12 protein-coding genes are annotated in these 18,625 nt (G+C 69.4%); 6 read left to right on the top strand and 6 right to left on the bottom strand.

Going from position 1 to position 18,625, the window contains the following annotated elements; genetic code table 11:
- Nucleotides 1-54: 54 nt before the first annotated feature.
- Nucleotides 55-1,062: a cytochrome c oxidase subunit II gene (gene coxB / locus ACJQWM_RS04135; RefSeq protein WP_332706792.1), complete on the bottom strand. Its 1,008-nt coding sequence runs from the start codon at nucleotides 1,060-1,062 to the stop codon at nucleotides 55-57.
- Nucleotides 1,063-1,570: 508 nt separating this feature from the next.
- Here coxB and putA point away from each other — a divergent pair.
- A complete protein-coding gene (gene putA, locus ACJQWM_RS04130) occupies nucleotides 1,571-4,804 on the top strand; it encodes a bifunctional proline dehydrogenase/L-glutamate gamma-semialdehyde dehydrogenase PutA (RefSeq protein ID WP_332706824.1) in 3,234 nt (1,077 codons plus the stop codon).
- Nucleotides 4,805-5,030: 226 nt separating this feature from the next.
- On the opposite strand, the gene ACJQWM_RS04125 is transcribed toward putA, so the two are convergent.
- Entirely contained in the window at nucleotides 5,031-6,389 is a 1,359-nt protein-coding gene (locus ACJQWM_RS04125; protein WP_332706789.1) for an OmpP1/FadL family transporter, read from the bottom strand.
- A 253-nt stretch (nucleotides 6,390-6,642) separates the two neighbouring features.
- Between ACJQWM_RS04125 and ACJQWM_RS04120 the strand changes: the two genes are divergently transcribed.
- Nucleotides 6,643-7,332 carry a rhomboid family intramembrane serine protease gene (locus ACJQWM_RS04120; RefSeq protein WP_332706786.1) on the top strand — a complete coding sequence of 230 codons (690 nt, stop codon included), beginning with the start codon at nucleotides 6,643-6,645 and terminating at the stop codon, nucleotides 7,330-7,332.
- A gap of 52 nt (nucleotides 7,333-7,384) precedes the next feature.
- Nucleotides 7,385-7,705, top strand: coding sequence for a DUF1820 family protein (locus tag ACJQWM_RS04115; RefSeq protein WP_332706778.1), 321 nt, complete (start codon nucleotides 7,385-7,387; stop codon nucleotides 7,703-7,705).
- 57 nt (nucleotides 7,706-7,762) lie between these two features.
- On the opposite strand, the gene ACJQWM_RS04110 is transcribed toward ACJQWM_RS04115, so the two are convergent.
- From ACJQWM_RS04110 to gpmI, 3 genes are all read right to left on the bottom strand, one after another.
- Entirely contained in the window at nucleotides 7,763-9,208 is a 1,446-nt protein-coding gene (locus tag ACJQWM_RS04110; protein WP_332706777.1) for a S41 family peptidase, read from the bottom strand.
- Nucleotides 9,209-9,398: 190 nt separating this feature from the next.
- Nucleotides 9,399-10,586 carry a murein hydrolase activator EnvC family protein gene (locus tag ACJQWM_RS04105; protein ID WP_411306683.1) on the bottom strand — a complete coding sequence of 396 codons (1,188 nt, stop codon included), beginning with the start codon at nucleotides 10,584-10,586 and terminating at the stop codon, nucleotides 9,399-9,401.
- Nucleotides 10,586-12,190, bottom strand: a complete 1,605-nt coding sequence (gene gpmI, locus ACJQWM_RS04100) for a 2,3-bisphosphoglycerate-independent phosphoglycerate mutase (RefSeq protein ID WP_332707773.1) — start codon at nucleotides 12,188-12,190, stop codon at nucleotides 10,586-10,588. Before gpmI ends, ACJQWM_RS04105 begins: the two co-directional genes overlap by 1 nt.
- A 117-nt stretch (nucleotides 12,191-12,307) precedes the next feature.
- Between gpmI and ACJQWM_RS04095 the strand changes: the two genes are divergently transcribed.
- Both ACJQWM_RS04095 and ACJQWM_RS04090 read left to right on the top strand, forming a co-directional pair.
- A complete protein-coding gene (locus ACJQWM_RS04095; protein ID WP_411306682.1) occupies nucleotides 12,308-12,979 on the top strand; it encodes a bactofilin family protein in 672 nt (223 codons plus the stop codon).
- 341 nt (nucleotides 12,980-13,320) lie between these two features.
- Nucleotides 13,321-15,015 (top strand): M28 family metallopeptidase, encoded by a 1,695-nt coding sequence (locus ACJQWM_RS04090; protein ID WP_332707775.1) that lies wholly within the window; start codon nucleotides 13,321-13,323, stop codon nucleotides 15,013-15,015.
- A 116-nt stretch (nucleotides 15,016-15,131) separates the two neighbouring features.
- On the opposite strand, the gene ACJQWM_RS04085 is transcribed toward ACJQWM_RS04090, so the two are convergent.
- Nucleotides 15,132-16,115: a LysR substrate-binding domain-containing protein gene (locus ACJQWM_RS04085; protein ID WP_332707778.1), complete on the bottom strand. Its 984-nt coding sequence runs from the start codon at nucleotides 16,113-16,115 to the stop codon at nucleotides 15,132-15,134.
- A 499-nt stretch (nucleotides 16,116-16,614) separates the two neighbouring features.
- Here ACJQWM_RS04085 and ACJQWM_RS04080 point away from each other — a divergent pair, with 499 nt between their 5' ends.
- On the top strand, nucleotides 16,615-18,456 hold the full coding sequence (locus ACJQWM_RS04080) for a S8 family peptidase (RefSeq protein ID WP_332707781.1): 1,842 nt from the start codon (nucleotides 16,615-16,617) through the stop codon (nucleotides 18,454-18,456).
- Nucleotides 18,457-18,625: the final 169 nt, after the last annotated feature.

Genomic DNA, 18,625 nt, shown 5'->3' with positions numbered 1-18,625 from the left:
GTGCCGGCGGACGAAGTGCCGGCGGGCCGAAGCGTCCGGCGGAGCATGAGCACTTCAGCCGCCCGCGGGGGCGCGGGCGTCGGATTCGGGTTGGATCGGTGCATCGACCGGCGCGGTGGGCTCCTCGCCCTGCAGTACGTCCTCGACCATCTCCGGGTCGGGCTGGCGCGGCTGCGTGCCGGTGCCGCCGGCATCGGCCGGGACCGGTTCGGCCATCGGCGGCGCGCTGCCGGCCTGCTGGGCGGCCAGCCACTGCTGGAACTCGTCCCTGGGCACCGCGCGCACCACGATCGGCATGAACGCATGGTCCTTGCCGCACAGCTCGGCGCACTGGCCACGGTAGATACCCGGCTCGCGGATGTCGGTCCAGGCCTCGTTGACGATGCCGGGGATCGCGTCCTGCTTCCAGCCCAGCGCCGGCACCCACCAGGCGTGGATCACGTCGTCGGCGGTGATCACGAAGCGGATCTTGGTGTCGATCGGCAACACCAGCGGGTTGTCGACGTCGAGCAGGTAGTAGGCGTGGTCGGCCTCGGTCGGGCGGATGCCGCTCTGGCGGATGCGGTCGCTCTCGCGGTCCATGCGGCTGGTGATGCGCACGTCCTCGCCGAGGTACTCGTAGGTCCACATCCACTGGTAGCCGGTGACCTTGACGGTCATCTCGGCCTCGCGGGTGTCGTACATCTCGATCAGCTTGCTGGTCGCCGGGAACGCCATCAGCACCAGCAGGATCACCGGCACCACCGTCCACAGGATCTCCAGCTTGGTGCTGTGGGTGAAGTCGCGGTCGGCCACCGCGCCCTTGGACTTGCGGAACTTGAACATCGCCACCGCCATCGCGCCGAACACCAGCACGCCGATGGCGATGCAGATCCACAGCGCCAGCATGTGCGCCTCGTAGGCGTTTTGCGACAGATGGGTCACGCCGCGGCCCATGTTGAGCTGCCAACGCTGCGGGTCGGCACTGGAGAGGCTGGTGGCCTGCGCCAGGACGGGCGTCGCGATGGCGGCGATCGCCACTGCACACCGCGTGGCCAAGTGTTCGAAACGACCGGCTTTCATCAAGATCGAGCCCCAAGAATGGCTGCTTGCAACCCGAGGGCTGCGTTGTGGTTGCACCGCGGGCTGCCTGTCCCGGTCCGGCGCGTGCTGGCACGCGGAGGGCCGTCCGGGAAAACCCCGGAAAAGACAGGTGGCTGGCGAGCCCGTCGCGTTCTGCCCGAGCCCATCACGCCGGGGCGGTGTTCACCCCAGGGCGCTACGGATATCCGCGAAATGGTAGCCGCCGAACCGCGTCGCGGCAAGCCGTGAGGCGTTGTGAACGGCTTGCCGAATGCGGCGTCGAGCGCCGGTTCGGCGCCGCCAGGGCGCGTGCTGCCGCAGTCTCCGGCGGTCTTGCAAGACGCAGCGCAGGCGCCTTGATCACGCGAGCAACACGCCGGTCGCGGCACGGTCCGAATCGCGCCGAAACCTATAAACTATCGGGCTTCCACGCCTGTCCGCGGGTTCCATGACCACCGAATTCACCCCTGCCGTCGCCGACGGCCACGTCGACGCTGCGCCGACGCACATGATGCCTTCACGCACGATACTCCCGGAGTTGCCGCCGCCGGCCACCGGGCCGCGCGCGGCCATCACCGCCGGCTGGATCCGCGACGAGGCCACGCACGTGCGGCGCCTGCTCGAAGGCGCGCGCCTGCCAGAGGCCGAGCGCCTGGCGGCGCAGGCGACCGCGGCCGACCTCGTGCGCCGGGTCCGCGCCCGCACCAAGGACCAGGGCGCGATCGAAGCATTCATGCGCCAGTACGATCTGGGCAGCGAGGAAGGCGTGCTGCTGATGTGCGTGGCCGAAGCGCTGTTGCGCATTCCCGACCAGGGCACCGCCGACAAGCTGATCCGCGACAAGCTGGGCGAGGCCGACTGGAAGCGCCACATGGGCCAGTCCGACTCGATGCTGGTCAACGCCTCGACCTGGGGCCTGATGCTGACCGGCCACCTAGTCGACCTGACCGACGAGACCAAGCGCGACGTGCACAACGCCTTCAAGCGGCTGGTCGGTCGCGTCGGCGAGCCGGTGATCCGCCTGGCCGTGCGCCAGGCGATGCGCATCATGGGCCACCAGTTCGTCATGGGGCGCACCATTGGCGAGGCGCTGGCGCGCTCGCGCAAGGGCCGCAACGCGCAGTACCGGTATTCGTTCGACATGCTCGGCGAGGCGGCACTGACCGAGGCCGACGCGCTGCGCTACCTGCAGGCCTACCGCGACGCGATCCATGCAATCGGCAAGAGCGATGAGGCTCCCGGCAACGGCGGCACGGAATCGTTCGCCACGCCGAGCATCTCGGTCAAGCTGTCGGCGCTGCACCCGCGCTACGAGCATCCCCAGCGCGTGCGGGTCATGGCCGAGTTGGTGCCACGCGTGCTGGAGCTGGCGCAGCTCTCCAAGTCCTACGGCATCGGCTTCACCATCGATGCCGAGGAGGCCGACCGGCTCGAGCTGTCGCTCGACGTGTTCGCCGCGGCCTACATCGATCCGTCGCTGGAGGGCTGGGAGGGTTACGGCCTGGCGGTGCAGGCCTACCAGAAGCGCGCGCCGGAGGTGATCGATTTCATCGTCGACCTCGCCCGCCGGTGCGGCCGCCGGATCCCGCTGCGGCTGGTCAAGGGCGCGTACTGGGACAGCGAGATCAAGCACGCCCAGGTCGACTGCATGCCGGACTACCCGGTGTTCACCCGCAAGCCCAACACCGACGTGTCCTACCTGGCCTGCGCACGCCGCATGCTCGAGGCCGGCGACGCGCTCTATCCGATGTTCGCCACCCACAACGCGCATACCATCGCCACGCTCCATCGCATGGCGTGTTTGCTGCGTCCCGCCGGGGACGCGGCCAGCGGCAAGCGCGCCGGCTCCAGGTATGAGTTCCAGAAGCTGCACGGCATGGGCGATGACCTGTATGACGAGGTGATCCCGGCCGATCGCATGGACGTGCCGTGCCGGGTGTATGCGCCGGTCGGCAGCCACGAGGACCTGCTGCCCTACCTGGTGCGTCGCCTGCTGGAGAACGGCGCCAACTCCAGCTTCGTCAACCGCATCACCGACCAGGCCATCGCCATCGATGACCTCGTGCGCGACCCGGTGCAGACCGTGTCGGCGTTCCAGACCATCGCGCACCCCCACATCCCGCTGCCGGTCGATCTGTACCGCAGCTTTGCCGACACGCTGAAGTACTGCGACAGGAGCAACTCCATGGGCGTCAACCTCGCCGACGACGGCCAGCTGCGCGAGCTGGCCGAGCAGATCAACGCCTCGGTGCGCAACGACTGGTATGCCGAGCCACTGGTACCGGGTGCGCACCCGGTGGGCGACCGCCTGCCGGTGACCAACCCGGCCGACCGCCGCGAGGTGGTCGGGCACTGGCTGCCCGCCGACAGCGCGACCGTCGAGCAGGCCCTGCAGAACGCGGTCGCCGCGCAGCCCAAGTGGGACGCAACGCCCGGTGCGAGCCGCGCCACGATCCTGGAGCATGCCGCCGACCTGCTGGAGGCGCGCATGGCAGGCTTCATCGCGATGTGCACCAAGGACGCCGGCAAGACGATCGCCGACGGCGTCGGCGAGGTCCGCGAGGCGGTCGACTTCCTGCGCTACTACGGCGCGCAGGCGCGCACCATGTTCGCCCCGGAGGCACTGCCCAGCCCGACCGGCGAGACCAACACCCTGCACCTGGCCGGGCGCGGCGTGTTCGTCTGCATCAGCCCGTGGAACTTCCCGCTGGCGATCTACATCGGCCAGGTCGCCGCCGCGCTGGCCACCGGCAACAGCGTGATCGCCAAGCCGGCCGAGCAGACCAACCTGGTCGGCTACGTCGCCACCCGGCTGCTGCACGAGGCTGGCGTGCCGGAGGACGTGCTGCAGTTCGTGCCCGGCGATGGCATCACCGTCGGCGCCGCGCTGACCAAGGACCCGCGCGTGGCCGGCGTCGCGTTCACCGGGTCCAACGAGACGGCCAACGCGATCAACCGCGCGCTGGCCTCGCGTGACGGCGCGATCGGCGTGCTGATCGCGGAGACCGGCGGCCAGAACGCGTTGATCGCCGACTCCTCGGCGCTGCCGGAGCAACTGGTGCAGGACGCGTTGTCCTCGGCGTTCACCTCGGCCGGGCAGCGCTGCTCGGCCGCTCGCGTGCTGTTCGTTCAGGACGACATCGCCGACCGGGTCACCACCATGCTGGCCGGCGCGATGGCCGAGCTCAAGGTCGGCGACCCCGGCGAGCTGTCCACCGACGTCGGCCCGGTGATCGACGAGGACGCGCTGGAGACGCTGCGCGCCCATGCGCAGCGCATGGACCGCGAGGCGACCCCGATCGCCGCGGTCGAACTGGGCCCGGATGCCGCCCACGGCAGCTTCTTCGGGCCGCGTGCGTATGAGCTCAAATCGCTCGACCAGCTCGACAAGGAGATCTTCGGCCCGGTGCTGCACGTGATCCGCTGGAAGGCCGACCAGCTCGATGCGGTGATCGACGCGATCAACTCGACCGGCTACGGCCTGACATTGGGCATCCACTCGCGGATCGACGAGACCGTCGAGAAGATTGCCGCGCGCATCCGGGTCGGCAACTGCTACGTCAACCGCAACCAGGTCGGCGCGGTGGTCGGCGTGCAGCCGTTCGGCGGCCAGAGCCTGTCGGGCACCGGCCCCAAGGCCGGCGGCCCGCACTACCTGCCGCGCTTCACCACCGAGAAGACCATCACCATCAACACCACCGCATCCGGCGGCAACGCCTCGCTGCTGACGCTGGGGGAGTGAATCGTGGGGTGGGCACGTTCCTTGTGCCCACCGCTGGCTGATGGCGCGGGTGGGCACAAACGGCGTGCCCACCCTACAAGCTCGCGCGAAAACATGAACCCGTAGGAGCGCCCCATGGGCGCGATCGCTTTACTCGCCCCGGCAACCGGCGCATCGCGCCCATGGGGCGCTCCTACAAAAAAACCCCGCCGGAGCGGGGCTTTTTCGTGTCGGATTGAACCGTCGGTCAGAACCGGTATTGCGCCGAGACGCCATACAGGTTGACCTCGCTGTCGAAGGAACCGAACAGGCGCTGGCCGCCCGCCGCCGGCGGGGTGGTGATCGCGATCTGCGGCTCGTCGGGCTTGATGTGGGTGTAGGCGAAGTTGATGCCGAGTGCATCGCTGAGCTGCCAGGTAGCGCCCAGCGAGTACCACTGGCGGTCCTCGTCGGGCAGGCGCGGGGTGCGGTGCGCGACGGTGGTCGGGGTCTCATCAAAGGCGTAGCCGGCACGCACGGTCCAGGCGTCGCTGAGCTTGAACTCGCCGCCGATCGAGCTGAAACGGGTGGTGTCCCACTGGAACTGCTCGACCGAGTCCGGATCCGGGTTGACAAAATCGATGCGCACTTCCTGCAGCGACTCCCAGCCGGTCTCGGCGTAGGTCGCGGCCAGCATGAAGCGCTCGGTGAACTGGTACGCCATCGCCAGCGTGGTGGTCGCCGGGGTGGTCAGGTTCGCCCGCACCGCGCCGTCCTGGAACAGCACGCGCGTGGTCGGGCTGGCGGAGAACACCGCCGAGACGTCCTGCGGCACGGTCCAGTCGACCTCGCCTTCCAGCTCGTAGTCGATCTCCGAACGGTGGGTCAGGCCGATCGACAGCTTGTCGGTCGGGCGCAGATTGACCCCGAGGATCCAGCCGAAGCCGGTGTCGTCGCCGGAGACTTCGGCGAAGCCGTCACGCGCCTGCGGCCGCGCGAACGGCAGCGGACGGGTCGCGGGGTTGCCGAACAGCAGCGTGCCGAAATCGACCGCCTTGGACAGGGTCACGTCGGCGCTGGAATAGATCGCGCCGATGCCGACCGACAGGTGGTCGGGGATCACGTCGATCGCGGCGGAGAAGGTCACATCGACGATCTGCGCCTCCGAGGTCGCCGCATAGTAGCGACCGACCCAGCCCGGCTCGTACTCGGTCTTCAAGCCGAACGGCACGCTGACCATCGCGCCGAGCGCAAGGCCGTTGTCGAGCTTGTGCACCACCGACAGCGCCGGCACCGGGGTGGTGTCGCCGGCCTGGCCGCCATTGCCGCCGGTCAGCGGCTGGCCGATCAGGTCGTAGCCTTCGCCCTGGAACTCGGCAGACAGGTCGATCACGGTCACGTCGGCCTGCATGGTGGTGCCTTCGAACTGCGTCATCGTGGCCGGATTGTTGATCACCACCGAGCTGTCGCCGGTCTTGACGCCGGAGCCGGCGAACGCGCTGCCCAGCGACTTGACGCTGTTTTCCTTGAGCTGGAAGCCCGATGCGTGGAGCTGGCCGAACGCAAGCGCGCCGGTGACGCCCAGCGCCAGCGCGGACAGGCGCGCGATGCGGTGTGCGTGTTGCATGCGTATATTCTCCATTGGAGTTGTTCGTGCCTCGACCGGGGCGAGTTGATGCGCCGGGACGTGGCAGCTCCATGCGGAGCGCCAAACGTACGACACCGTATGTACTATAACCCGCCGGATTAACCAGCGCTAACAAGCGCGGCCCAGCGGCGCCGACGATCCGCCACGGCGATGCCGCCGACGCACCTCCGGCCGCACCGGATCGCCACCCCGGCGTACTGGTGGCCGCCATGGCAGGCAGGGGGCCTGCGCGATGTTCATAGCCGTACCCACCCGCCACAAGGCGCCGCCGCGCTGGGCCACGCCGCTGCTGTTCGCCAGCCTGTGGCTGTGCTTCACCTGGGTGACCTTGCTGCCCGAGGCCGAGCAGCGCCAGCTGCTGATGGAGTGGGCAGCACTGTCTGGCGGTTTGTCTGGACCGGAGACCTGGTGGCCGTGGCTGCGCGGCGGCAGCCTGCGCCTGGTCAGCGCGCTGTTCCTGCACGCCGACTGGGCGCACCTGCTGGGCAACCTGGTGTTCCTGCTGATCTTCGGGCTGCCGGCCGAACGCGCGATGGGGCCCTGGCGGTTCCTCGCGCTGTTCCTGCTCGGCGGCGCGATCGCCAACCTGGCCACGGTGGCGGCGATCGCCACCCCGGACCGGCTGATCATCGGCGCCAGCGGAGCGGTCTCGGCGATGATCGGCGCGTACCTGGCGCTGTTTCCCGGTGCCCGCCTGGGAGTGGTGGTGCCGCTGGGGGTGTTCCTGCAGTTCGTGCGGGTCCCCGCGGCGCTGCTGATCGGCCTGTGGGCGCTGCTGCAGCTGGTGTTCACCTTCATCGGCCCGGCGTTCGGTGCGGTGGCCTGGTCGGCGCATCTGGCGGGCTTCGCGTTCGGCGGCGCATTCGCGCTGCTGGCACGCGCCGGCATCGCCCGGCGGATGCGGCGCAAGCGCGGCTACTGATTGTTCGGGGCGCGGGACTCGGGACTCGAGTCCCGCGCCTTATAATCCGCACATGGCCAAGACGCTCTACAAAGTCACCTTCCTCAATGCCGGCAAGGTCTACGAGCTGTATGCCCGGCAGGTCGCGTCGGGTGCGCTGTGGGGCTTTACCGAAGTCTCCGAATTGGTGTTCGACGTGCACGAGGGCGTGGTGGTCGATCCCACCGAGGAACGCCTGCGCGACGAGTTCGGCAACACCCGGGTGCTGCACCTGCCGATGCAGAGCATCGTGCGGATCGAGGAGGTCGAGCGCAAAGCCCAATCCGCCATCCGCGACGCGGCCACCGGCGAGAAGGTGGTCACGCCGTTCCCGCTGCCGGCCAAACCGCGCTGAGCCGGTGCGGCGCCGAGGTCGGGCCGATGCGGTCGCGGCGCAATGCGATGCCGCCGATCAGCCTTCGGCCCCGGCCGCAGGCGCCGCGGCGTCCATCCGCTTCAGCTCCGCCAGTGCCGCCGCGATGTGCTCGTCGCCCTGCAGCACTTCGCCGGCGTGCTTGCCGGCCATGTCTTCGGCATCGCCGCGCAGGTGGCCCGGCAGGGTGGCTTCGGTGTAGCTCGGGCGCGCATCGTCGCCATCGCCTTCGTCGGCATGCAGGACCACGTCGGGCACGATGCCGAGGGCCTGGATCGACTTGCCGCTGGGCGTGTAGTAGCGCGCGGTGGTCAGCTTGACCGAATCGCCGTTGTCCAGCGGCAGCAGGGTCTGCACCGAGCCCTTGCCGAAGGTGCGGCTGCCGACGACGCGGGCGCGGCCGTTGTCGCGCAGCGCGCCGGCCAGCACCTCCGAGGCGCTGGCCGAGCCGGCGTCGACCAGCACCACCACCGGTGCGCCGTCGAGCCGGTCGCCCGGGGTCGCGCCGAAGTTGGCGTCACTGATCGCGATGCGGCCGCGGGTGCTGACGATCTGGCCGTCCTCCAGCAGCGCGTCGGCGATCTGCACCGCCGAGGTCAGCAGGCCGCCGGGATTGCTGCGCACATCGATCACCAGCCCCTCAAGCGAGCCGCCGGCCTCGGCCTTCAAGCGCTCCAGCTGGCGCTCGAAATCGGCCGCGGTGTCGGCCTGGAACGCGGCGATGCGCAGGTAACCGTAGCCCGGCTCGAGCATGCGGCCGCGCACGCTGGCGATGCGGATGGTCTCGCGCTCCAGGGTGACGTCGAAGGAATCGTCGCGCCCCTCGCGCGTGATCGTCAGCACCACCTCGGTGCCGGGCGGCCCGCGCAGCGGCGCGGAGGTGTCGCCGCCCTCGACGCTGACCGGCTCGCCGTCGATCGCGATGATCAGGTCGCCGGAACGCAACCCCGCGCGCGCGGCCGGGGTATCGTCGATCGGTGCGATCACCCGCAGCACGCCATCGGCCTGGCGCTGCAGTTCGACCCCGATCCCGTCGTAGGCGCCGCGCGCCTGCTCGTCGAAGTTCTCGGCGATGCGTTTGTCCATGTAGACGCTGTGCGGATCGAGGTCCAGCAGCAGGCCGCGGATCGCCGACTGCATCAGCTCGGCGTCGTCGACCGGCTCGACGTAGGCCTGCTTGACCGCGGAGTAGACCGCGACGTAGCGGCGGATCTCGTCGAGCGGCACGGTCGAGTCGACGCCGGCCTGTTCCGCAATGACGGTTTCGGCGACGACCTGGTCGCCTTCGGTGGCCTCCCCGGTCTCCGGGTCTTGGGTCTGAGCCGGCGGGGTCTGGTCCGGTTGGTCCTCAATCGGCTGCGGCTCGACCGGCTGGCTCTGGACCGGGCGCGGCTCGACCGGTGGCGCGGCCTGCTGTGCCGCGATCGGCGCCACCGGACAGGCGCCAAGGACCAGGACGACAGGAAGGAGATGACGCAGGTGCATACACGGACTCCGATGCGGATACGGCGTTGGACCGCGGCAGGCCTGCCGCGTTCGGGCGGTGGTTTGCGCGCGCGCCTGCCGGCGCGGCGGCGCAGTCGTGAGGCATGCCACATGCGCACGTTAGGCCGGCGCGACGCAAGCTTTCGTTAAGGCCGGTCCCGTCGCGAAGGATCGCCGCACGGCGAGCCGGTCACCGCTTGAGCCAGTCGCCCGGATCGACTGTCTTGCCGTCGCGGCGCAGCTCGAAGTACAGCGCCGGCCGGCCGTGCCCGCCGGAGCTGCCGACCGTGGCGACCGCGTCGCCGCGCTCGACCGCGTCGCCGGCATCCTTGAGCAGGGCGTCGTTGTGTGCGTACAGGCTCATGTAGCCGTTGCCGTGGTCGATGATCAGCAGCAGTCCGTAGCCGGTCATCCATTCGGCGTAGGCGACCTGGCCGTCGGCCACGGCCTGCACCGGCGTGCCCGCGCTGGCACCGATCAGCAGGCCATCGCTGCCGCGCCCATCGGGCAGCTTGGCACCGTAGCCGGCGATCAGTGCGCCCGACAGCGGCCAGCCCAGGCCTCCGACCTGCGGCGCCGCGGGGCGGGCCCTCGTGCCCGCGCCGGCCCCTGCGCTGTCGCGTGCGGCCGCGGCCCTGCGCTGTGCTTCGGCGCGTGCGGCAGCCGCGCGCAGGCGGGCCAGCAGCTGCTCCAGACCCTTGGCATCGCGGCCGAGCGCTTTCTCACGGGCGCTGCGGGCCTGGTAACGCTGGTCGAGGCGTGCGACCAGCGCGGTGCGGCGCTTGCGATCGGCCTGGAGCTCGGCCAGTTGCGCGCGCTGCCGCTCAGCGGTGGCGTCGAGTTCGGCTCGGCGTGCGGCGATCTCGCGCTCCAGCACCTGCATGCGTTCGAGCTCCGCGGCGAGTGCGGCGATGCGCTGGGCGCGGTCCTGCTGCAGGTAGCGGTGATAGGTCAGCAGCCGGTTGCCATCGGCGAGACGGTCCTGCGCCAGCAGCACCTTCAGTGGCGCGGCGCGGCCCTGCATGTAGGCCGCGCGCAACAGGCGCGCCAGTTGCGTGCGTTGGGTAGCGAGGCCGGCCTGCAGCTCGCCGCGCTGCTGCTGCAACCCGTCCAGCGCGGCCCGCTCGCGCGCCAGCCGCGCTTCGGTCTCGCGCAGGCGGCGACTGGTCGCACCGACCTTCTCGTCGACTTCGCGCAACTGCCGGGTCGCGCCGCCACGCTGGCTCTCGATCTTGCGGCGCTCGGCCGCGACCGCCTGCAGTTCGCGCTTGACGGTGTCCAGCTTGCGCGCGGCCTCGCGACTGTCCTGCGCCGATGCCGGCCAAGCCATGCCCGCCAGCAGCAGGCACGCGATCGCAAGTGCGCGCAAGCCGCTCATCAGCTCGGCGAGCCGCTCCCGGCAAGCAGGCTTGTTCCGCTCATCTCGGCCGGCTGCGGCAGGCCGAGCAGCTCCAGCACGGTGGGGGCGACATCGCGGAGGGCCCCGCCACTGCGCAGCGTCGCGGCCTTGTCGCCGTGTGCCGCCCCGGCGCGGCCGTCCAGCAGCACGAGCGGCACCGGCCCGATGGTATGCGCGGTATGCGGCTGTCCGCTGTCGGGGTCGCGCATCATCTCCAGGTTGCCGTGGTCGGCGGTGACCAGCAGCGCGCCGCCGGCTTCGCGCACCGCCGCGCCGATCGCGCCGATCGCGACATCGACCGCTTCGGCCGCCTGCACCGCCGCGGCAAGATCGCCGGTGTGGCCGACCATGTCGGGGTTGGCGATGTTGCAGATGACCACGTCGAATTCACCCGAGCCGATCGCCGCGACCAGTTTGGCGGTGAGTTCGGGGCAGCTCATCTCCGGCTGCAGGTCGTAGGTGGCGACATCCGGGCTCGGCACCAGGATGCGGCTCTCGCCCGGGTAAGGGTCCTCGCGCCCGCCGCTGAAGAAGAACGTCACGTGCGCGTACTTCTCGGTCTCGGCAATGCGCAGCTGGGTCATGCCGTGGCCGGCGAGCAGCTCTCCGAGGGTGTTGCGCAGCTCGTCGGGCGCGAACGCGACCGGCGCCGGCAACCGGGCGTCGTACTCGGTCAGGCAGACGAAGCGCGCCAGCTGCGGGCGCCGTGCCTGGAAGCCGTCGAATCCCGGCGCGACGAAGGCGGCGGTCAGCTGGCGCGCGCGGTCGGCACGGAAGTTCATGAAGACCACGGCGTCGCCGTCGCGCACCGGCGCGCCCTCCGCGATCACCGTCGGCGCGATGAACTCGTCGTTCTCGCCGCGCGCGTACGCATCATTGAGCGCGGTCCGTGCGTCGGCCGCCCCGTGCTCGCCGGCGGCGTCGACGATGGCATCCCACGCGCGGCGCAGGCGGTCCCAGCGGCGGTCGCGGTCCATCGCGTAGTAACGCCCGCTGACGCTGGCGATGCGCGCGTTGCCGGCGCTGTCGCAGGCCGCCTGCAACGCGCGCAGGCTGGATTCGGCCGAACGCGGCGGGGTGTCACGGCCATCGAGGAACGCATGCACCGCGACCTGCGGCACGCCTTCGCGACGGGCCAGGTCGATCATCGCGAAGATGTGTTGCTCGTGGCTGTGCACACCGCCGGGCGACAGCAGGCCCATCAGGTGCAGGGTCCCGCCGCGCGCTTTGGCATCGTCGCAGGCCGCGAGCAACTCGGGGTTGCGCTGGAAGCTGGCGTCCTCGATCGCCGCGTCGATCCGGGTCAGGTCCTGGTAGACGATGCGGCCGGCGCCGAGATTCATGTGGCCGACCTCGGAATTTCCCATCTGCCCATCCGGCAGGCCGACGTGGCGGCCCTCGGTGTGGATCAGCGTATGCGGCGCCTGGCCCAGCAGCGCGTGCCAGTTCGGCAGGTGCGCCTGGGCCAGCGCATTGTCGGCCGGCTCCTCGCGATGACCCCAGCCATCCAGGATCAACAGCACGACCGGCCGGGGACGGCCATGGGCGGGGCGGGCCTGCTGCGGCGGCGAGGAAGCTGGCACGTCATTGGCTCCGGTGACTTCAGGCAGGTGAGAATTGTAGCGAAGGCGGTTAAACCTGGTGCCCCGGGCATGCATCACAGCATGCAGTCACCCGGACCCGACCATAAGGAATCGATCATGAAGCACACCCGCACCGCATTCGCTCTTTCGCTCGCCATCGGAATGGCCGTGCTGGCGACCGCACCTGCCGCAGTAGCCCAGCAGAGCATCGACAAGGTCAACGGCAGCATTTCCGCCGAGGCAGGCCAGTCCTACGGCGATCTTGAGACGGTCAACGGCAGCATCCGCATCGACGATGGCGCGCGCGTGCGCGACGCCGGCACCGTCAACGGCGCGATCCGGGCCGGAACGGACATCCAGGTCGACAGCCTGTCGACAGTCAACGGCGGCATCCGCGTGGCGGAGAACGCACGCATCGCCGGCGACGTGAGCACGGTCAATGGCGGGATCTTCATCGACCGTGGCGGCGACATCGGTGGCAACGTCGAGACGGTCAACGGCTCGATCGGCCTGGTCGACACCGACCTGGCCGGCGGCATCGAGACGGTCAGCGGCGATGTCACCGTCGGCGCCGGCTCGCACGTGCGCGGCGGCATCCGCTATCACAAGCCGGGCATGCGCTGGTTCAGCATGAAGCGCAGCACGCCACGGGTGATCATCGGGCCGGATGCGCGCGTCGACGGCGAGCTGGTGTTCGAGCATGAAGTTAACCTGCATGTGCACCGCAGCGCCCAGATCGGCCAGGTCACCGGCGCCACCGCGGTGCGCTTCGACGGCGCCACACCTTAGGAGCGCTAAGTCGGCCGCTGGCAGTCGCTCGCTGTCAGTCGGCCGCTTTGCGGCCTGTAAGTCGCGCCTGCGGCGCTGTGAGTGGAAAACAGTGAAACGGCAGGTGGAACGCGGCGGAGCCCATTCCAGGCGAGGACCCCGCCCGCTGTGCTCGCTACAAGGCGTCCACTTGCGGCCTGTAAGCGCCATTAGCCGGAGGCCGCACGTCCATTACTGACGGTTTACAGCGCCGCAGGCGCGACTCACAGGCCGCAACGCGGCCGACTGATCGGCGGCGCAGCCGTCGCCTGCAGCGAGCTAGAATGGCGCTTCCGCCGCACTGCGGCCGATCCGGAGCTTCCATGTCCCGTACTCCGCTTTCCACCGCCACCTCGCTGCTGGCCGCCGCGCTGGTACTCGCGGCCTGCGACCGACCCGCCGATGCGCCGGGCCCTTCCGGAACCGACGGCGAAAACCAGGCCTCCAGGGCCGGCATCGATGCCGCCGATTTCGCCGCGCACGTCCAGGCGCTGTCCTCCGACGAGTTCGCCGGGCGTGCGCCGGGCAGCATCGGTGAGGAGAAGACCGTCGCCTATCTCACCGCCGAGTTCGAACGGCTCGGGCTGCAACCGGGCAACGACGGCAGCTACCTGCAGACCGTGCCGATGGTGGAGACCACCGCCGACGCCTCGACCGTGCTGACACTGCAGGTCGATGGCGAGCCGCGCGAACTGCAGTTCGGCAGCGACATGGTCATTAACACCCGCACCGGCGAGGCGCAGGTCGAGATCGACGACAGCCAGCTGGTGTTCGTCGGCTACGGCGTCAATGCGCCGGAGCTGGGCTGGAACGACTACGCCGGGGTCGATGTCGAAGGCAAGACGGTGGTGATGTTCGTCAACGATCCGGGCTTCCATACCGAGGACGCCGAACTGTTCGAAGGCCAGCGCATGACCTACTACGGCCGCTGGACCTACAAGTACGAGGAGGCCGCGCGCCAGGGCGCCGCCGCGGCGATCGTCATCCACGACACCGAAGGTGCGTCGTATGGCTGGGACGTGGTCAAGAACTCCTGGTCGGGGCCGCAGTTCGACCTGCCGGCCGCCGGCGATCCGAACCCGCGCCTGCCGGCGCAGGGCTGGATCACCGGGGACGTGGCGCGCAGCCTAATGTCCGACCTCGGGCACGATCTCGACGAGCTGTACACCGCCGCCAACCAGCGCGGCTTCGAGGCCATTGCGCTGGACGCCACGCTGTCGCTCGACCTCGCCAGCACCACTTCGCTGAAGACCTCGCCCAACCTCGTCGCGATTTTGCCCGGCACCACGCAGGCGGACGAGGCGATCGTCTACATGGGCCACTGGGACCACATCGGCGATCACGAGGGCGAAGGCGACACGATCTACAACGGCGCGATCGACAACGCCACCGGCATTGCCGGGATCCTGGAGATTGCCGAGGCGTTCGTGAACCAGGAGCCGGCGCCGGAGCGCTCGGTGGTGTTCCTGGCGGTGACGCTGGAGGAATCCGGGCTGCTCGGTTCGCAGTACTACGTCGCCAATCCCAGCGTGCCGCTCGAGCAGACCGTGGCGGTGATCAACCTGGACGCGCTGCCGGTGATCGGCCCGGCGCGCGACATGACGGTGGTCGGCTTCGGCAGCTCGCAGCTGGAGGACATCCTCAAGCAGCAGACCGACACGCAAGACCGCGTGCTCAAGGCCGAGGCCACCCCGGAAAGCGGTTTCTACTTCCGCTCCGATCACTTCAACTTCGCCAAGGCCGGCGTGCCGGCGCTCTACGCCAAGGGCGGCGACGACCTGATCGAGGGCGGCGTGGATGCCGGGCAGCGGGCGCAGAGCGACTACCGAAACAACCGCTACCACCAGCCGGGCGACGAGTTCGACCCAAACTGGAATTTCGAAGGCGTGATCCAGGACCTGGAGGCGCTGTACGGCGTCGGTCGCGAACTGGCCGCCAACGAGCAGTGGCCGACCTGGTATGAAGGCAATCCGTTCCTGGCCGCCCAGCAGCAACTGCGCGGGTCGGCGGCGGAGTAAGGCGCCGCATCCGCAGTGGGATCCTCGACGGCGCCTTCGGGCGCCGTCGTCTTTTGCGGCACGCGCATCGGCGTCCGGTTGCAGTGCGCAAGGAGTCAAGGGGCCGGGGTCGGCGCTCAGGCCGCGAACGCAGCCTCGGCGGCCCACTGGCGCGGCACCGGCCACACCGGCGCGGCCGTGCCTTCAAAGCGGCGGCGGACGTCGAGCGCATCGAGTTGTGGCGCCAGCAGGCGGATGAAGTCCACTGTGTAGTCGCGCATCACCCTGCCGCCGGGTAACTGCGCCCACGCAATGCATTCGGGCAGGACCGGATCGGCCGGCAGCACCACGAAATTCTTGTGATCGGCCGGCTCGATCGCCAGTTCGGCCACCAGGCCCACGCCGAGGCCTGCACGGACGTACACCTTGATCAGGTCGGCATCCTGCGCCGAGCAGGCGAAGCGCGCGCGCAGCCCGGCCTGTTCGAGCACGCAGCGCAAGGTCGAGTCCGGGCGTCGCGACGCCTCATAGGTGACCAGCGACCATTCGGCCATCTCGGCCAGACTGGGAGCCCGCCCCAGGCGGGCCAACGGATGCGTACGTTCGACCAGCACCACCCGCTTCCAGCGGAACAGCGGCAACGCGATGCCCTCGGGCGCGCGGTCGCCCGCGGTGCTGACCAGGACGATGTCGGCGTCATGGTGCGTCTGCCGATCAAAGCATTCGCCCTCGCCCAGCGTCTGGATCCGCACGTTGAGCCGCGGGTAGCGCTTAACCAGGCGCGCCAGCACCGGCGGCAGGACGTGGCGGGCATACGTCTGTGCGGTGGCGACCACCAGATCGCCCGAGGTGTCGCCGCGCAGGTTGGCCGCATAGGCGCGCAGGCTCGCCGCATCGCTGACGATCCGGCGTGCCACCCGGATGACCTCCTGACCGCCCGGCGTGATGCCCACCAGGCAGCGGCCGTGTCGGGTGAACAACTGGAAGCCCAACTCGTCCTCGAGCTGCTTCAGATGCCGCGACAGGCTCGGCTGCGTCCCGTGGATACGCTGCGCGGCCGTACTGATGTTCAGTTCGGCATCGACGATCGCCAGCAGGCAGCGCAGCTCGATCAGGGTCATCGCGGTCACGTCCTTGCGGCAGGATCGGGCCCCCGGGGCTGCCGAAAATCTCGGCTCCCCATGCACCGTGGCTCGGCGCTGCGGTCGGATTCCGTCCTGCGAAGTCGCCCCCTCGGGCGGGTCGGGTCTGGACGTATAGCACCGCCGCCATATCGCAAAACGTGCGCTCGTCCTGCAGATATCAACGTTGCCCCATGCGATCGGCGGCCATCCTTATCCACCTCGCGCATAAGCCGGTGCGTCGATAACGTCATCCGCAATCGGCATTGGACAGCCCCTCGCCGCGGCCGTATCAACACTGTGCCGAGTTCGCGTGCAAGCCTCCAGCGCCACCACGACAACATCTGCCGTGGCAGCGCCGATCGTGCCGATCACACGAGCCGACCCGGATCGCATGTCGATGCTGATGCACTGTCAGCCTGGGGACGACACACGGGCGATCCACCTGCCTGCGATGGCGCACCGTCATCGCCCCCAACCATCCTATGGAGAGAAACCCGTGAATCACACACCGACCCTGCTGGCCGCTGCGATCAGCGTTGCCGCGATGATCGCCAGTGCGCCGGCAAGCGCCGCCGACCTGCGCTTCGCCACCGCGCCGATCGAAGGCCAGTACATCGTGGTCCTCAAGGAAGACGTCGCCAGCCTGTCCAGCGAAGCGTCATCCCGGCCACGCGTGGCCACCATGGCCCGAGACATCGCCCGCACCCATCGCGCCGACCTGGTCACCAGCTTCCAGCACGCCCTGCGCGGCTTCGTGGTGCGGGCATCGGACGATGCGCTGGCGCGGCTGCTCGCCGACAACCGCATCGCCTACGTCGAGGAAGACGGAGTGGTGCATGCGTTCGCCACGCAGCAGAACGCGACCTGGGGCCTTGACCGCAGCGACCAGCGCGACCTGCCGTTGAGCAGTAGCTACACCTACGACACCACCGCATCCACGGTGAACGCCTACATCATCGATACCGGCATCCGCTCCAGCCATGGCGATTTCGGCGGGCGGGTGCGGTCGGGCTACACCGCGATCAACGACGGCAACGGCACCAACGACTGCAACGGACACGGCACCCATGTCGCCGGCACGGTCGGCGGCGCCACCTGGGGCATCGCCAAGGGCGTGAGCTTGTACCCGGTCCGGGTGCTCGGTTGTACCGGTTCGGGCAGCAATTCCGGGGTGATCTCGGGCATGGACTGGGTTGCCGGCAACCACGTCAAACCGGCGGTCGCCAACATGAGCCTCGGTGGCGGTGCCTCCAGCGCTACCGACGATGCGGTGCAGCGCATGACCGACGCCGGCGTGACCGTGGTGGTCGCGGCCGGCAACGACAACAGCAACGCGTGCAACTACTCGCCGGCGCGCGCGGCCTCGGCGGTGACGGTGGGCTCGACCACATCCTCTGATGCGCGCTCCTCGTTCTCCAACTATGGCAGCTGTCTCGACATCTTCGGCCCGGGCTCCTCGATCACCTCGGCCTGGCACACCAGCAACACCGCGACCAACACCATCAGCGGCACCTCGATGGCGTCGCCGCACGTCGCCGGCGGTGCCGCGCTGTACCTGGCCAGCAACCCGGGCGCCAGCCCAAGCCAGGTCACCAACGCGCTCATCAACAATGCCAGCACCGGCAAGATCAGCAGCATCGGCAGCGGTTCACCCAACCGCTTGCTGTACACACTGTCGGGTGGCGGCGGCGATCCCGATCCAACGCCTGGCGAGCTGCAAAATGGCGTGGCGGTGTCAAACCTGTCCGGCGCGAGCGGCTCGGAAACGCGTTTCACCATGAGCGTCCCCGCAGGCGCGAGCAACCTGGTGTTCAATACCACCGGCGGCAGCGGCGATGCCGACCTGTACGTGAAGTTCGGCTCGCAACCCACCACCAGCAGCTATGACTGCCGCCCCTATCGCAGCGGCAACGAGGAAACCTGCAGCTTCGCCAGCCCGCAGTCAGGCACCTGGTACGTCATGGTGCACGGGTATTCGGCGTACTCCGGCCTTACGCTGACCGGCAGCTACGACACCGGCGACGGCGCGCCCTGCACCGACTGCACCAAGTACAGCGGGTCGCTTTCCGGCTCCGGCGCCTCCCAGGTCCAGCCCGACGGCAACTACTACTACTCCGCCGCGGGCACCCACAAGGGCTGGCTGAAAGGGCCTACCAGCGCCGATTTCGACCTGGAGCTGTACCGCTGGAATGGCTCGTCGTGGACTCGCGTCGCCCGCTCGATCAGCTCCACCAGTGAGGAGCACATCTCCTACGACGCCACCTCCGGTTACTACTACTGGCGGATCGTGTCCTACTCCGGGAGCGGCAGCTACGACTTCTGGCTGCAGCGACCGTAACCGCAGCGCGTATGTTTTCGAGCCCCGGCATGCCCGGGGCTCTTTCGTTGAGTCCGCCTCGCCAAGCCGCCACGCTTTTTTGTAGGAGCGGGGTGTTCCGCGCGAGGGGGATGCGCGTGGCGGCCCCGTGGCCCCGGGCGCGGGAGGGCCCGCCCGACCGGGGGACGGG

It is taken from the genome of Novilysobacter longmucuonensis (assembly GCF_046600735.1).
GTDB lineage: Bacteria > Pseudomonadota > Gammaproteobacteria > Xanthomonadales > Xanthomonadaceae > Novilysobacter_A > Novilysobacter_A longmucuonensis.
The sequence above is the reverse complement of the archived record's forward strand: the minus strand, read 5'-3'. Positions and strand labels throughout refer to the sequence as shown.

What these genes read in the sequence shown, in the direction of transcription:
- ACJQWM_RS04115 (WP_332706778.1), top strand. Translation starts at nt 7,385, where the DNA reads ATGGCCAAGACGCTCTACAAAGTCACCTTCCTCAATGCCGGCAAGGTC.
- coxB (WP_332706792.1), bottom strand. Translation starts at nt 1,062, where the DNA reads ATGAAAGCCGGTCGTTTCGAACACTTGGCCACGCGGTGTGCAGTGGCG.
- ACJQWM_RS04105 (WP_411306683.1), bottom strand. Translation starts at nt 10,586, where the DNA reads ATGAGCGGCTTGCGCGCACTTGCGATCGCGTGCCTGCTGCTGGCGGGC.
- ACJQWM_RS04120 (WP_332706786.1), top strand. Translation starts at nt 6,643, where the DNA reads ATGTTCATAGCCGTACCCACCCGCCACAAGGCGCCGCCGCGCTGGGCC.
- ACJQWM_RS04090 (WP_332707775.1), top strand. Translation starts at nt 13,321, where the DNA reads ATGTCCCGTACTCCGCTTTCCACCGCCACCTCGCTGCTGGCCGCCGCG.
- putA (WP_332706824.1), top strand. Translation starts at nt 1,571, where the DNA reads ATGATGCCTTCACGCACGATACTCCCGGAGTTGCCGCCGCCGGCCACC.
- ACJQWM_RS04085 (WP_332707778.1), bottom strand. Translation starts at nt 16,115, where the DNA reads ATGACCCTGATCGAGCTGCGCTGCCTGCTGGCGATCGTCGATGCCGAA.
- ACJQWM_RS04125 (WP_332706789.1), bottom strand. Translation starts at nt 6,389, where the DNA reads ATGCAACACGCACACCGCATCGCGCGCCTGTCCGCGCTGGCGCTGGGC.
- ACJQWM_RS04095 (WP_411306682.1), top strand. Translation starts at nt 12,308, where the DNA reads ATGAAGCACACCCGCACCGCATTCGCTCTTTCGCTCGCCATCGGAATG.
- ACJQWM_RS04110 (WP_332706777.1), bottom strand. Translation starts at nt 9,208, where the DNA reads ATGCACCTGCGTCATCTCCTTCCTGTCGTCCTGGTCCTTGGCGCCTGT.